Source organism: Anaerostipes stercorihominis, from assembly GCF_057535655.1.
Genome location: NZ_BAAJCL010000002.1, coordinates 330,803 through 344,003 on the forward strand (window position 1 = coordinate 330,803; position 13,201 = coordinate 344,003).

The window sequence follows — 13,201 nt, forward strand, 5'->3', positions numbered from 1 at the left end:
CCAATGGGAAAAGGAGAGATTGGATGAAATATGCAGATAGAGACGGAAATGTTTATGAGGAAGAAAACGGACAAGATCGTTTGATCAGATTTCTTTATGAGACGGTGGGAGGACAGATTGGTCTGAAGGTTTTAACCAGACCCTGGGTGTCAAAGTTGGGGGGAGCTTTTTTAAGTTCTCCTTTTTCAAAATGTCTGATCCAAGGCTTTATCAGGCGAAACCATATTGCCATGAGCCAGTATGAGGAGAAAACCTATGGTTCCTATAATGATTTTTTTACGAGAAAAATAAAAAAGGGAATGCGCCCTATGCCGGAGGACAAATCCTACTTACCAAGCCCCTGTGATGGAAAAGTCAGTGTCTATCCGATTCGGGAGGATACCTCTTTTGTTGTAAAGGATACCAGATATACAGTGGAAACACTGCTGAGAGATCGAAAGATTGCCAGACGTTTTCAGGGAGGGTATGCGGTGATTCTTCGATTGACGGTGGACGATTATCACCGTTATTGCTACTTTGATGATGGAATCAAAAGTAAAAATCGGTTTATTCCCGGAATTTATCATACGGTGAATCCAAAGGCAAATGATTTTGTGAAAATTTATAAAGAAAATGCAAGGGAATTTACAATGATGAAAACCGAGCATTTTGGGAATGTGGTACAAGTGGAAGTGGGCGCTCTGATGGTTGGAAAAATTGTAAATCATCACGGCGCGGGAAGGATGAGACGAGGTCAGGAAAAGGGATATTTTGAATTTGGAGGTTCTACGATTCTTCTCTTTTTTGAAAAGGGAAAAGTCGAGATTCAGAAAGAACTTTTGGAGCGGACGCGGCTGCAATGCGAAACAAAAATTCTTCAGGGAGAACCGTTGGGAAAAGCGATCTAGGAGAAGATGGATGAAGCAAAGAATTATTTTTCATGTGGATGTCAATTCTGCTTACTTAAGCTGGGAGGCGGTTCACCGACTGAAAGATCTTGGAGAGGAAATAGATCTTCGGGAAATTCCGGCAATTATCGGCGGAGATGAAAGCCGCCGCCGCGGAATTGTTCTGGCAGCATCCATACCGGCAAAACAATTTGGCATTCAAACGGCAGAAACGGTCAGAGAGGCTGTGACAAAGTGTCCAGAGGTGAAAATCTGCCGTCCGGATCATGACATGTATCGGCGGTATTCCAGAGCGTTTATTGAGGAAGCATTGAAATTTTCACCGACTTTGGAACAATATAGTGTAGACGAAGCCTTTTTAGATATGACCGAGACCATAGGGGCTTATGAAAGTCCGGTGGCGGCAGCCAATCTTTTAAAGAATCAGATTCGTGACCGACTTGGATTTACCGTAAATATCGGAGTTGCGCCCAATAAGCTGTTGGCAAAAATGGCATCGGATTTTGAAAAACCGGATAAAGCACACACGTTATTTCCGGAGGAAATTCCGGAGAAAATGTGGCCTCTTCCTGTTCGGAACTTGTTTCTTGTGGGCAGAGCAACACAGAAAAAGCTGGAGCTTTTGGGTATCCGTACAATCGGAGAGCTTGAAAAATTAGATCTCGCGATGCTGAAAGCTCATGTGGGGAATAAACACGGACAGACTTTATATAATTATGCAAGAGGGATTGATTATTCTCCGGTGGAAGCAGAGGAAAGCTTGAACAAAGGGTACGGAAACAGTACCACATTGCCGAGAGATCTTTCAGATTTAAAAGAAATTGATCACGTGCTGATTTCTCTTGCGGAAACGGTCGCCCTGAGACTGCGCAAAGATAACATGAAAACTTCCTGTATTTGTGTGGAAGTCAAGGATACCATGTTTCGACGCAGGACTCACCAGAGGAAGCTTTTGGTTCCCACGGACATTACCGAGGAAATTTCTGCGGCTGCGAGAGAGCTTTACCGGGAAAATTATCAGGGAATGTCTGTAAGGCTGTTGGGAATTCGCGCTACCGATTTGAGCGGGAATGAATTTGCACAGATGGGATTGTTTGACCAGAAAAGGCGGGAGAAACTGGAGAAGCTCGATGCTTCCATTGATCGAATCAGAGAAAAATACGGTGAGAATGCAATTTTACGTGCCAGTTTTTTGGAAAAAAAGTGTAACGGTAAATGATATTATCTGGGAAATACAATAGTAAAACTGGAGGAGATGAGATGTCGTTTGAATTAGAGATGGAACAAGAACTTTCGCAGCAGCTGAGTCAGTTTCAGATACAGTCATTGAAAATTCTTTCATTTGACAATTATGAGATGGAGCAGTTTCTGCAAAATGAATTCGCAGAAAATCCTATGTTGGAGTATCAGCCCTCGGACAAAGAATTTTTTGTGAGAAAAGGGGCAAGGGCGGTCGAATCTCAAATGCAGTATCCGGAAATTGCGGATCAAGCTCCAAAAGATCCGAAAAGCTTTTTCATGGAACAGCTGAATCCGAAACATTATACCAAAGTACAGTGGGAGATCATGGGATATATGGCAGAGTGTCTGGAAGATTCCGGACTCTTAAGAATTCCATTGGAAAGTATCGGGAAAAAATTCGGTGTATCTGTGGAGGAAGTGGACAATTTAAGAAGAATTCTGACACAGTTAGAGCCGCCGGGAGTGTTTGCAGTTCATTTAGCAGAGTGTCTGAAGCTTCAGTTGGAACGGGAAGAGGAACTCAATGAAGATCTTCAATGCATCATTGAAGAACATTTGGAGGATATTGCGCTGGGGAAATTATCTGTGATTTCAAGAAAGCTCAGGATTTCCACGGCGCAGGTAAGAAAATATATATTTAAGATTCAACAGTTGAATCCAAGACCTTTTTTTGGCGCTTCCTGGGAAGCTTCCGAGTATATTGTGCCGGATATCATAATAGAATGGGAGAATGGAGAGGGAAGGATTTATTTAAATGACAGCTGGATCGGAGATTATTCTATCAATGATTATTATGTAAAAATGATGGAGCAGGCACAAGATTCCCAGCTGAAAGAATATTTTCAAAAAAAATATGAGCGATGCCGTTGGATTATTGAGAGTATTGAGCAAAGGAGAGAGACTCTTCTGAAAATTTCCGGGGCAATGTTAGAGCGTCAGCAGGATTATTTTAAAAAGGGCGGGAAACTGAAACCGATGACCATGCAAAATATTGCAGATGATATTAAAATGCATGTTTCAACGGTCAGTCGTGCGGTCAAAGGAAAATATATACAATATCCATATGGAACGGTCAGTCTTCGGGAAATTTTCGGAGTTTCTTATACCTTCGGAAGTCAGGAATGTACCTCGGAGGATATGAAGGATATGATTCGCAGAATTATAGGAGAAGAAGACGGTCAAAAACCTGTGAGTGATCAGAAAATTGCTGCAAAGCTTGAGAAAAAGGGTGTTAAAATTTCCAGAAGAACGGTGGCAAAATATCGGATACAGATGGGAATCCCGGGGGCTTATGAAAGGAAAGATTTAATAAAAAATTAACATTTGAAATACTTGATTAACATAATGAACCTTGGTATAATCGCATAGGAAATAAAATTTGTCGAAAGAAGGCGAAGCCGGAGGTTGTTATGAAGATCTTAAAACAGACAAGCAAATGGATGGCGGCAGCGGCGATAACAGTGATGCTGGCGGCGCAGCCAGTAGGGATATTGGCGGATGAGCAGAATCAGCAGTTAAAGGTGGTATATTATAATCAGGCGGATTATCCGGGTGAGAAAATTGGAGGAAGTACTATACAGGCGGCAGGATGCGGACCGACTGCAGTTGCGGTGTGTTACAGTTCTCTGACCGGAAAGAAGGCGGATGTGCCGAAAATGTGCGATCAGGCATACAAACATGGCTGGTATTACACCGGACAGGGATGTTCGCACAGTGTGGTTCCGGGATTATCAAAGCTGTATGGGTTGAATTGTAAAGGTCTCGGATACAGTAAAGATGCCGTGGAAAAAGCCTTGAGAGCCGGGCATCCGGTCGTTGCACTGATGGGACCGGGAGATTTTACAGACAGCGGACACTTTGTAGTTCTTACAAGAATGGTTGGAAAAGATCAGGTGAAAATTGTAGACGTGGGAAGCAGAGCAAATACTTATAAAACGTGGTCTCTAAAAGATGTAGTACAGCAGGGAAAACAAGGAGCCAATGCCGGAGGACCTTTCTGGGAAATCAGCAAGAAAGAAAAAAAGGTTCCCAAAAAGGATTATAGAGAAGAAGTTTTAAAAAGTCATGACCGCATTGATGCAGTTCCAGCTGCCATTGGAAAACTTGTGAAATAACAGAAAATTCATCGCTTGCATGAAGTTGTTATCTATGGTAAAATAAGAGAAATTTGACACAGTTATGATAAATGATACAAAAGATTCCGAAGATTCACAGAAGTCCTCGGAATCTTTTTTTGATATTAGGAACGTTTTCACTTTCCTGGATCAAAACGCTCCGCGGGATGCACACGATGTGCGGAGGAAGAGGAATTATCTGCTGTGTTCTGAAAAAATTTTTGCCGTGGTAAGAAAGAGAGGGGAAAAAGATGCTTGATATGATTGGGGATGGAATAAAGAGCTTTAACGAAATGGTGTGGGGATGGCCGATGCTTCTGTTGCTTTTGGGAACTCATGTTTTTCTAACAATCCGTACAGGATTTATCCAGCGGTATTCCATTACAAAGGGAATTTTATTGTCGGTGTCCAGAGAGCCGGATGCAGAAGGCGAAGTTTCACAATTTGGAGCGCTGACGACTGCGCTGGCAGCAACCATCGGAACAGGAAATATTATTGGCGTTGGAACAGCCATTGTACTTGGAGGACCAGGGGCAGTATTGTGGTGTTGGCTGACCGGAGTGCTTGGCATGGCGACGAAATATGCAGAAGCCTATATTGCCGTGAAGTTTCGAGTAAAAACAAGAGATGGGAGAATGTTGGGAGGTGCAATGTATGCCTTGGAACGCGGGCTGCATATGAAGTGGCTGGGAGTTTTATTTGCGATTTTCGCAGGATTTGCTTCTTTTGGAATTGGATGTGCAGCGCAGGTGAATTCTATTGCAGAAGTATGCAAAATAAATTTTGGCATTCCGTCTTCGGTTGTTGGCGTAGTCGTTGCAGGGCTGACCGCTATTGTAATTTTTGGCGGGATACAGTCAATTTCAAAGGTCTGTGAAAAACTGGTTCCGATGATGGCGGCATTTTACATAGCAGGATGTGCGGTGATTTTATTTATGAACTGCGATTTTATTATACCGGCAATCCAGACTATTTGCCGTCTGGCATGGGTTCCGGGAGCAGCTGCCGGAGGATTGGCGGGAAGCGGAATTCGAGCAGCTATGCGATATGGGGTTGCAAGGGGACTTTTTTCCAATGAATCTGGTTTGGGGTCTGCTCCAATTGCTGCGGCTGCTGCTCAGACGAGAAATCCTGTACGCCAAGCGCTGGTTTCATCAACCGGAACCTTCTGGGATACGGTTGTGGTATGTCTTATGACAGGTCTTGTTCTGGTGACGACAATCATGAAGAATCCCGCGATTCATATGGAATCTGTGACCAACGGAGGAGAGCTGACATCTCTTGCGTTTTCTCAGATTCCGATTCTGGGACCTGTGATTTTGACTCTTGGCATGTTGTGCTTTGCATATTCAACAGTGCTCGGATGGGCTTACTACGGAGAACGCTGCATAGAGTATCTGGCGGGAGAAAAGGTGCTGGTTTTATATCGAATTCTTTATGTAGCAGTCTCTTTCCTTGCCCCGGTGGCGGCATTGGATATGGTGTGGACGGCTGCGGATACGTTAAATGCTTTGATGGCAATTCCTAATTTAATTGCAGTGATCGCTTTGTCGGATCTTATGAGAAAAGATACGAAAAAGTATCTTCATAATCTGGATGCAAGAGAGCCTGTGCGCTAGCGTAGGCTTAAAAAATATAGAAGCAGAATGAAATTAAAAGGGGAACGAAAAAAGAGCAGATCATTCCGTTTAGAACAGACAAAACAACAGTTTCTTCGTTGGTGTATTTAAGAATCACAGGCAGCGTAGTATCTTCACTTGTTGCGCCTGCAGGAGCGATGCATGTGTAAAAATTTAGTTTTACAGCTAAAAGAGGAATCAGGAGGAACGAAAAAATTTCTCTCATAAGATTACTTAAAAAAGCAATACTTCCAAGTTCGGCACCGCCTAAGTTTCCGATCGTTACTCCGGCGAGACTGTACCATCCCATTCCGCTGGCGACAGCAGTTCCCTGCTCTAAGGGCATGTGAAGAAACACGGAGCACAGGAGTCCTCCGGTGACAGAGCCTAAAATGGTTCCCAGAGGGATGATAAAAATCCGAAGATGATAAGCTTTGATTTTTCGGACAATTCCCTGATACATCCCGACGCTGATGCCCACAGAGAACATCAGAAGATATAAAATAAAATCGGAATGTTCACTGAGGATAGAAATCACAGGGAAATTAATTTCAAAAATTCCGTATAAAAGACCTGCAAATAAAGCAAGAATTGTGAGTATAACCATCATTGCTCCGAAACCTCTTTCTTTTCCATAAATCGTTTGGTGAGAATATAAACGGATAGAATGGACAGGGAAACAGGAATTAAGAAAAAGAGAAAGCTGACCATTCCCAAAGAGATCAGATCCTTTAGAAAGTTTTCCCGCTGTCCAAGCATAACTCCCATAGAAAAAATTAAGAGCAGTGTACAAAAAAAAGAAATTCGTTGATTCCAGTGTTTCAATTTTTTTGGCACAATAAAATGTCCTGCCAAAATTCCGATGCACATAATAATGATAATATCCAAAAAAATCACTCCTTCTAAATTTTAAAATATTTACAGCCTCTGTCACTGACGTCCGGTCTTTGGACGAATGGTATTATTCTATCAAAAAAAGAAGGGAAAGTCATTAGATTTTGTGGATTCTGTTGAAAGAAAATCCTTTGTCTGGGGAGAAATTTTGGTTTTTGTATCGAAGTATACAGAATTCATAAGAAATATGCAAAATAATAAAAAAAATTGTGAAAAACATATAAAAATATTTCCCAAAACATAAAAAGTGTGGTACAATAAATCCAATGACATATGATGTGACAGAACTTAAATTTAGGAGGTATTAACATGTCAACAAAATGGGTCTATAAGTTTAGTGAAGGAAATGCGGATATGCGCAACCTTCTTGGAGGAAAAGGTGCCAATTTGGCAGAGATGACAGGCTTAAATCTGCCGATTCCTCAGGGATTCACAGTAACCACAGAAGCATGTACCAATTATTATGAGTGCGGTGGAAAGATCAGTGATGAAGTAGCACAGCAGGTTTACGAAGCTATGGCAGCATTGGAAGAGATTCAGGGTAAGAAGTTCGGAGACCTTGAAGACCCGCTTTTAGTTTCTGTTCGTTCCGGAGCCAGAGTATCCATGCCTGGTATGATGGATACTATTTTGAATCTGGGATTGAATGATGCAGCAGTCGAAGGTTTTGCTAAGAAGACAGGAAATCCTCGATTTGCTTATGATTCTTATCGTCGTTTTATTCAGATGTTCTCAGATGTTGTAAAAGAAGTTGACAAAGCAAAATTTGAGGATGTTTTAGATGACATCAAGGCAGAAAAAGGCGTTCAGTTCGATACAGATTTAGATGCAGATGATCTGAAAGAAGTGATCAAGAGATATAAGGGGATCTATCGCAAAGCTTTAGGAGAAGATTTCCCTCAGGATCCAAAAGATCAGCTGTTTGAAGCAATTAAGGCGGTATTTCGGTCCTGGGACAACCCTCGTGCGATCTATTACCGCAGAATGAACGATATTCCTGGGGATTGGGGAACAGCGGTGAACGTTCAGACCATGGTATTCGGTAATATGGGAGATACATCAGGAACCGGTGTTGCGTTTACAAGAAATCCGTCCACAGGTGAAAAACAGATCTACGGAGAATATCTGATTAATGCACAGGGTGAGGACGTAGTAGCAGGTGTGCGTACTCCGCAGCCGATTACAAAACTGGCTGAGGATCTTCCGGATTGCTACGAGCAGTTTATGGAGATTGCACATACGCTGGAAGATCACTATCGCGATATGCAGGACATGGAATTTACCATTCAGGAAGGGAAGCTTTATTTCCTTCAGACAAGAAATGGCAAGAGAACTGCTACTGCGGCTTTGCGTATTGCATGTGAATTAGTGGATGAGGGAATGATTACCAAGGAAGAGGCTGTCTCAAGAATTGATGCCAAAGCTTTGGATCAGCTGCTGCATCCGAACTTTGATGCAGAAGCGCTGAAAGCAGCATTGCCGATTGGAGAAGCACTTCCGGCATCTCCGGGAGCAGCAGCAGGTAAAGTATATTTTGATGCTGAAACCGCGAAGATTCATCATGAAGCCGGATTGAAAGTCATTCTTGTGCGTCTGGAGACATCTCCGGAAGATATTGAGGGAATGCATGCAGCAGAAGGTATTTTGACAGCCCGCGGCGGTATGACATCTCACGCAGCGGTAGTTGCCCGCGGTATGGGAACTGCCTGTGTTGCAGGATGCGGAGATATTAAATTTGCAGAAGACGGCAAATCTTTTAATTTAGGTGGAAAAACAGTCAAAGAAGGAGATTACATTTCTCTGGATGGTTCTACCGGAAAGATTTATCTGGGAGAAATCCGCACAGTGCCTGCAAGCATCAGCGGTAATTTTGATCGTATTATGACATGGGCTGATGAGATTCGTACATTAAAGGTAAGAACAAATGCCGATACTCCGGCAGATGCATTGAATGCAGTAAAATTCGGAGCAGAGGGTATTGGACTTTGCCGTACAGAGCATATGTTCTTTGACGCAGAAAGAATTCCGAAAATTCGCCGTATGATTCTTTCTACGACCAAAGAGGCAAGAGAAGTTGCATTGAATCAGCTGATTCCATATCAGAAGAAAGACTTCAAAGATTTGTATGAGGTAATGGAAGGAAGACCGGTTACAATCCGCTTCTTAGATCCGCCTCTTCATGAGTTCCTTCCAAACACAATGGAAGAGATTACAGCTCTGGCAAAGGATATGGGAGTAACAGTAGAAGAGATCAATATGAGACGTGCAGCATTGCACGAGTTTAATCCGATGATGGGACATCGCGGATGTCGTCTTGCAGTGACGTATCCGGAGATTGCCAAAATGCAGACAAGAGCTGTTATGGAAGCTGCAATCGAAGTAAAACAGGAAAAAGGATATGATATCGTTCCTGAAATTATGATTCCGTTGGTGGGAGAAAAGAAAGAACTTGCGTTTGTAAAGAAAGTGGTAGTGGAGACTGCAGAGAAAGTAAAAGCTTACTATGAATCCGACATTCAGTACAAAGTAGGTACAATGATTGAGATTCCTAGAGCAGCTTTGCTTGCAGATGAAATTGCGGAGGAAGCTGAATTCTTCTCCTTCGGAACCAATGACCTGACACAGATGACATTTGGATTCTCTCGTGACGATGCCGGTAAATTCTTAGAGTCTTACTATGAGAATAAGATTTATGAATCTGACCCATTTGCAAGATTGGACCAGAGCGGTGTCGGTCAGTTGGTTGAGATGGCAGCGAAGAAAGGAAAGGCAACTCGCCCGGATATTCACCTTGGAATCTGCGGAGAGCATGGTGGAGATCCATCTACGGTAGAGTTCTGTTACAGAGCTGGATTAGACTACGTATCCTGCTCTCCGTTCCGTGTGCCGATTGCAAGATTAGCGGCTGCACAGGCGGTTCTGCAAAAGTAGGCAGAGTTCTCTTTTCTTAATAAGAATTGAACGACAATAAGCGTATCATCAGAAAATGATGATACGCTTATTTGTGATAGCGAAGAGCTGAAGTCCGGGCTTGTCCGCTTGGTCCATGCTATCGAGCTTCGTATATCCATATCATAGCAGCTGGAAACCGTGATAAATAAGGAAGGGAGACTTGCCTTGACATTTTCGGTGTCATTGTAAATAATAAAAGAACAGGTAAGTTGATTATAGAAATGATTCTGAATAGGAGAATCATCAAAAAAGGAGGTTTCTTATGGAAGAAAAGCTGCTAAAAGAGGTTATTGCAAAGACCAACGAATTAATCAAAGCGCCAACATGCAGTCCGGAAGCAAAAGAGGCGGCACAGAGATGGCTTAAAGCGGTAAAAGAAGGAAGGGAGGAAGAGGAAACCAAACGATATATTGCAGAACTTGAAGAAGATCTCATTCCTATTGACGGATTAATTGCATTTGCGGAATCAGAGGATGGAAGCAAAGTGTTTGGAGAGGAAAAAGCTCCTCAGGTGGCAGAACATGGAAGAAAAATCAAAGCACAGGGAGCAAGATATTGTGATTGTCCTGCTTGTGCGGCGGCAGAAACTATTTTAAAGAAATTAAAATAGCCAACAGAGACTGGACGGACCGGATTCCTTGGGATATAATGTTTTCCTACAGGGGGAAATGCTTATGAAAAAAGTTATAAAAAGAACGGCGGTCGTTCTTTTGGTTTTCTTATTGTATGTAGTGATCGGAATGCTGGCACCATTTGTCCATATGAAATCAGTTAGTCCCGAAAACAAAGAAAAGATTCGAGTGGAAGATTTTTATAATACTTCAGGAAAAAAGGGACCGGATCGCGCAAAGATTGTGGAAGATAACAAGGAGGCACTGGACTTACGCTTGGACATGATGCGAAAAGCCAAAAAAGAGATCATTCTCTCGACGTTTGATATTCGGGAAGGAAACAGTACCGATGATATTTTTTCCGTGATTACTCAGGCTGCCAGAAGAGGAGTGAAAGTAAAAATTTTGGTGGACGGTCTTTACGGAACGCTCCATATGAGTGGAAAAGATATGTTTCATGCGGTGGGCAGCGAGCCGAATGTGGAGATTCGTTTTTATAATACTCCGAATCTTTTAAAACCGTGGACGGTGAACGGATGTCTCCATGACAAATATTTGATCGTGGATGATCAGTATCTCCTGATGGGAGGTCGCAATACCTTTGATTATTTTCTGGGGAAATATCCTGGAAAAAGTGTTGGTTTGGATCGGGAAATTTTGATTGTCCGTGCCGGAACCGGAAAAGGCAGTGCAGTGGAGCAGGTGAAATCATATTTTCATCAAGTTTGGAATTTGGACGTATGCAAAGTAAAATTTGACGGGTGGTCCAAAGAACGGCGGTCCAAAAAGATTGAAAAACTGCTGGCGCATGAAAGAAGTCTTCAAAGTCCTTCCTTTGACTACAAAAAGATCACAGTGCCGACGATGAAAACGACACTTGTTACCAATCCGACACATATTTACGGAAAAGAACCAGTGGTATGGGAAACTTTGAAAGAGCTTATGTTGGATGCCGATCAAAGAATTATGATTCACACGCCTTATGCTGTCTTTTCGGAGGATATGTACGATGGAATGCGAGAGATCAAAAAAAAGATATCGGATACGCAGCTCATTTTAAATTCCATTGCCTCCGGTGACAATATTTGTGCTTCTGCAGATTATAAAAACAAAAGAGACGAGATTCTGGATACCGGTGTTTCTGTATTTGAGTATATGGGAAAATATTCCACTCATGGAAAATCTCTTGTCATTGATGATGATATTGCAATTGTGGGGTCCTATAATTTTGACTGCCGCAGTACTTATGTAGATACAGAGACGATGTTGGTTGTACAGGGAAAAGAAATTACCGCACAATTAGAAGAAAAATTTACGGATCTCAAAGAAGGTTCTTTAAAGGTAGACCGGAAAGGAACCTATCAGAGGAATTCCAAGGTAAAAGCGCGTGCGATGGATTCCGGGAAAAAGTGGAAAATCGATCTTTTATCGTGGGTGATTTCTGCATTTCGATATCTGGTTTAAAATGGAATAGAATCAAAAAAATCGAAGGTGTTCCTTCGATTTTTTTTGTGACAGTGATAAGAAAGATGGAGGGATCTGGGAGTGAAAGCCGGTTTGTCCGTTTTGTAAGAAATAGTTGACAAAATTGTGATTACTGTATATACTGTACATATACGGTATATAGAAAGTGACATGAGAGAGGAGATGAGTTTCTGAAGATTATTATTAGTAATACGAAGGGGCAGCCAATCTATGAGCAGATTTATCAGCAGATGAAGAATATGATTGTTTCCGGAGAACTTAAGGAAGGACAGATGCTTCCCAGTATTCGCGGCTTGGCTAAGGATTTGAGGATCAGTGTCATTACAACCAAAAGGGCTTATGACGAACTTGAAAAAGATGGTTTTACTTATTCTGTGGCAGGAAAAGGAAGCTTTGTGGCAGAACGGAACATGGAGTTGATTCAGGAAGAGAACTTAAAGAAGATAGAAGCTTATATGGAAAAGATCATTGAGTTATCAAAGGGATGTGGATTAACGTTGGAAGATTTGAAAAATATGATTTCAATTGTGGGAAAGGATGAACTATGAAAAATGCGTTGGAATTAAAAAATGTATCAAAAATATATGAAGATTTTCAGATAAAAGACATGACTTTTTCACTGCCTACAGGGTGTATTCTTGGATTGATCGGAAAAAATGGAGCAGGAAAAAGTACAACGATTAAAATGATTTTAAACACAGTTCACAAAGATGGCGGAGAAATCAAGGTTCTCGGAAAAAATAATGCCCATGGATTTGCAGCGATCAGAGAGAGGATCGGCGTTGTGTTGGATGAGGCAGGATTTCCCGAGTATGTCACCGTGGACCGAATCAACAAAATTATGAAAAATATTTATAAAAACTGGGAAGAAAAGACATTCTATTGTCTTGTAGAAAAATTTTCTATTCCGAGAGGAAAGAAAAAATTTCAGGATTATTCCAGAGGGATGAAGATGAAGCTGGCAATTGCGGTTGCACTGTCTCACCAGGCAAAGCTTTTGATTATGGATGAACCCACCAGTGGGCTTGATCCGGTGGTACGAGATGAGATTTTAGATATTTTCTACGATTTTACAAGACAGGAAGATCATTCAATTTTAATCTCTTCACATATTGTTGGGGATTTGGAAAAGCTTTGTGATTATGTTGCGTACTTGAAAGAAGGCAAACTGGAAATTTTTGAGGAGAAAGATCAGTTAATAGAACAATATGGGATTCTGAAAGCCTCAAAAGAAGAATTGGAAGCGCTTGTGCCGGAAGCCGTTATTGGGATTCGGGAGAACGAATACGGAGTGGAGGCTCTTGTAAATCGAGAGAAAATTCCTGTGGATTATGAAACGGAACAGGCGACTTTGGAGCAGTTGATTATATTTTGGGCAAAAAAAGAGAGGAAGTGAC

12 protein-coding genes are annotated in these 13,201 nt (G+C 41.9%); 10 read left to right on the top strand and 2 right to left on the bottom strand.

The annotated features are described in order from the left end of the window. Positions 1 to 23 precede the first annotated feature (23 nt). From AC27EF_RS03675 to AC27EF_RS03695, 5 genes are all read left to right on the top strand, one after another. Positions 24 to 887 carry a phosphatidylserine decarboxylase gene (locus AC27EF_RS03675; protein WP_487108921.1) on the top strand — a complete coding sequence of 288 codons (864 nt, stop codon included), beginning with the start codon at positions 24 to 26 and terminating at the stop codon, positions 885 to 887. A 10-nt stretch (positions 888 to 897) separates the two neighbouring features. Then, positions 898 to 2,106: a DNA polymerase Y family protein gene (locus AC27EF_RS03680; RefSeq protein ID WP_487108923.1), complete on the top strand. Its 1,209-nt coding sequence runs from the start codon at positions 898 to 900 to the stop codon at positions 2,104 to 2,106. A 41-nt stretch (positions 2,107 to 2,147) separates the two neighbouring features. Next, entirely contained in the window at positions 2,148 to 3,449 is a 1,302-nt protein-coding gene (rpoN, locus tag AC27EF_RS03685; protein ID WP_487108925.1) for an RNA polymerase factor sigma-54, read from the top strand. A gap of 89 nt (positions 3,450 to 3,538) precedes the next feature. Further along, the gene (locus tag AC27EF_RS03690; RefSeq protein WP_487108927.1) at positions 3,539 to 4,243 is read left to right on the top strand and encodes a C39 family peptidase; all 705 of its coding nucleotides are present in this window, start codon (positions 3,539 to 3,541) and stop codon (positions 4,241 to 4,243) included. Between the two features lie 251 nt (positions 4,244 to 4,494). Beyond that, complete coding sequence (locus AC27EF_RS03695; protein ID WP_487108929.1) at positions 4,495 to 5,862, top strand: alanine/glycine:cation symporter family protein; 1,368 nt, start codon at positions 4,495 to 4,497, stop codon at positions 5,860 to 5,862. A gap of 7 nt (positions 5,863 to 5,869) precedes the next feature. Here the strand turns inward: AC27EF_RS03695 and AC27EF_RS03700 are convergent, their stop codons facing one another. Together AC27EF_RS03700 and AC27EF_RS03705 are read right to left on the bottom strand one after the other, a co-directional pair. Then, the gene (locus AC27EF_RS03700; RefSeq protein ID WP_487108931.1) at positions 5,870 to 6,472 is read right to left on the bottom strand and encodes a LysO family transporter; all 603 of its coding nucleotides are present in this window, start codon (positions 6,470 to 6,472) and stop codon (positions 5,870 to 5,872) included. Continuing rightward, positions 6,469 to 6,759, bottom strand: a complete 291-nt coding sequence (locus AC27EF_RS03705) for a hypothetical protein (RefSeq protein WP_487108933.1) — start codon at positions 6,757 to 6,759, stop codon at positions 6,469 to 6,471. The genes AC27EF_RS03700 and AC27EF_RS03705 overlap by 4 nt, the downstream gene beginning before the upstream one ends. Before the next feature lie 306 nt (positions 6,760 to 7,065). Here AC27EF_RS03705 and ppdK point away from each other — a divergent pair, with 306 nt between their 5' ends. From ppdK to AC27EF_RS03730, 5 genes are all read left to right on the top strand, one after another. Then, the gene (gene ppdK / locus AC27EF_RS03710) at positions 7,066 to 9,687 is read left to right on the top strand and encodes a pyruvate, phosphate dikinase (protein WP_487108935.1); all 2,622 of its coding nucleotides are present in this window, start codon (positions 7,066 to 7,068) and stop codon (positions 9,685 to 9,687) included. A 283-nt stretch (positions 9,688 to 9,970) separates the two neighbouring features. After that, positions 9,971 to 10,318: a molecular chaperone Hsp90 gene (locus AC27EF_RS03715; protein WP_487108937.1), complete on the top strand. Its 348-nt coding sequence runs from the start codon at positions 9,971 to 9,973 to the stop codon at positions 10,316 to 10,318. A gap of 64 nt (positions 10,319 to 10,382) precedes the next feature. After that, positions 10,383 to 11,783: a phospholipase D-like domain-containing protein gene (locus AC27EF_RS03720; protein ID WP_487108939.1), complete on the top strand. Its 1,401-nt coding sequence runs from the start codon at positions 10,383 to 10,385 to the stop codon at positions 11,781 to 11,783. A gap of 191 nt (positions 11,784 to 11,974) precedes the next feature. Next, complete coding sequence (locus AC27EF_RS03725) at positions 11,975 to 12,352, top strand: GntR family transcriptional regulator (RefSeq protein ID WP_487109001.1); 378 nt, start codon at positions 11,975 to 11,977, stop codon at positions 12,350 to 12,352. Next, positions 12,349 to 13,200 (top strand): ABC transporter ATP-binding protein, encoded by an 852-nt coding sequence (locus AC27EF_RS03730; protein ID WP_487108941.1) that lies wholly within the window; start codon positions 12,349 to 12,351, stop codon positions 13,198 to 13,200. The genes AC27EF_RS03725 and AC27EF_RS03730 overlap by 4 nt, the downstream gene beginning before the upstream one ends. The last annotated feature ends 1 nt before the right edge of the window (position 13,201 follow it).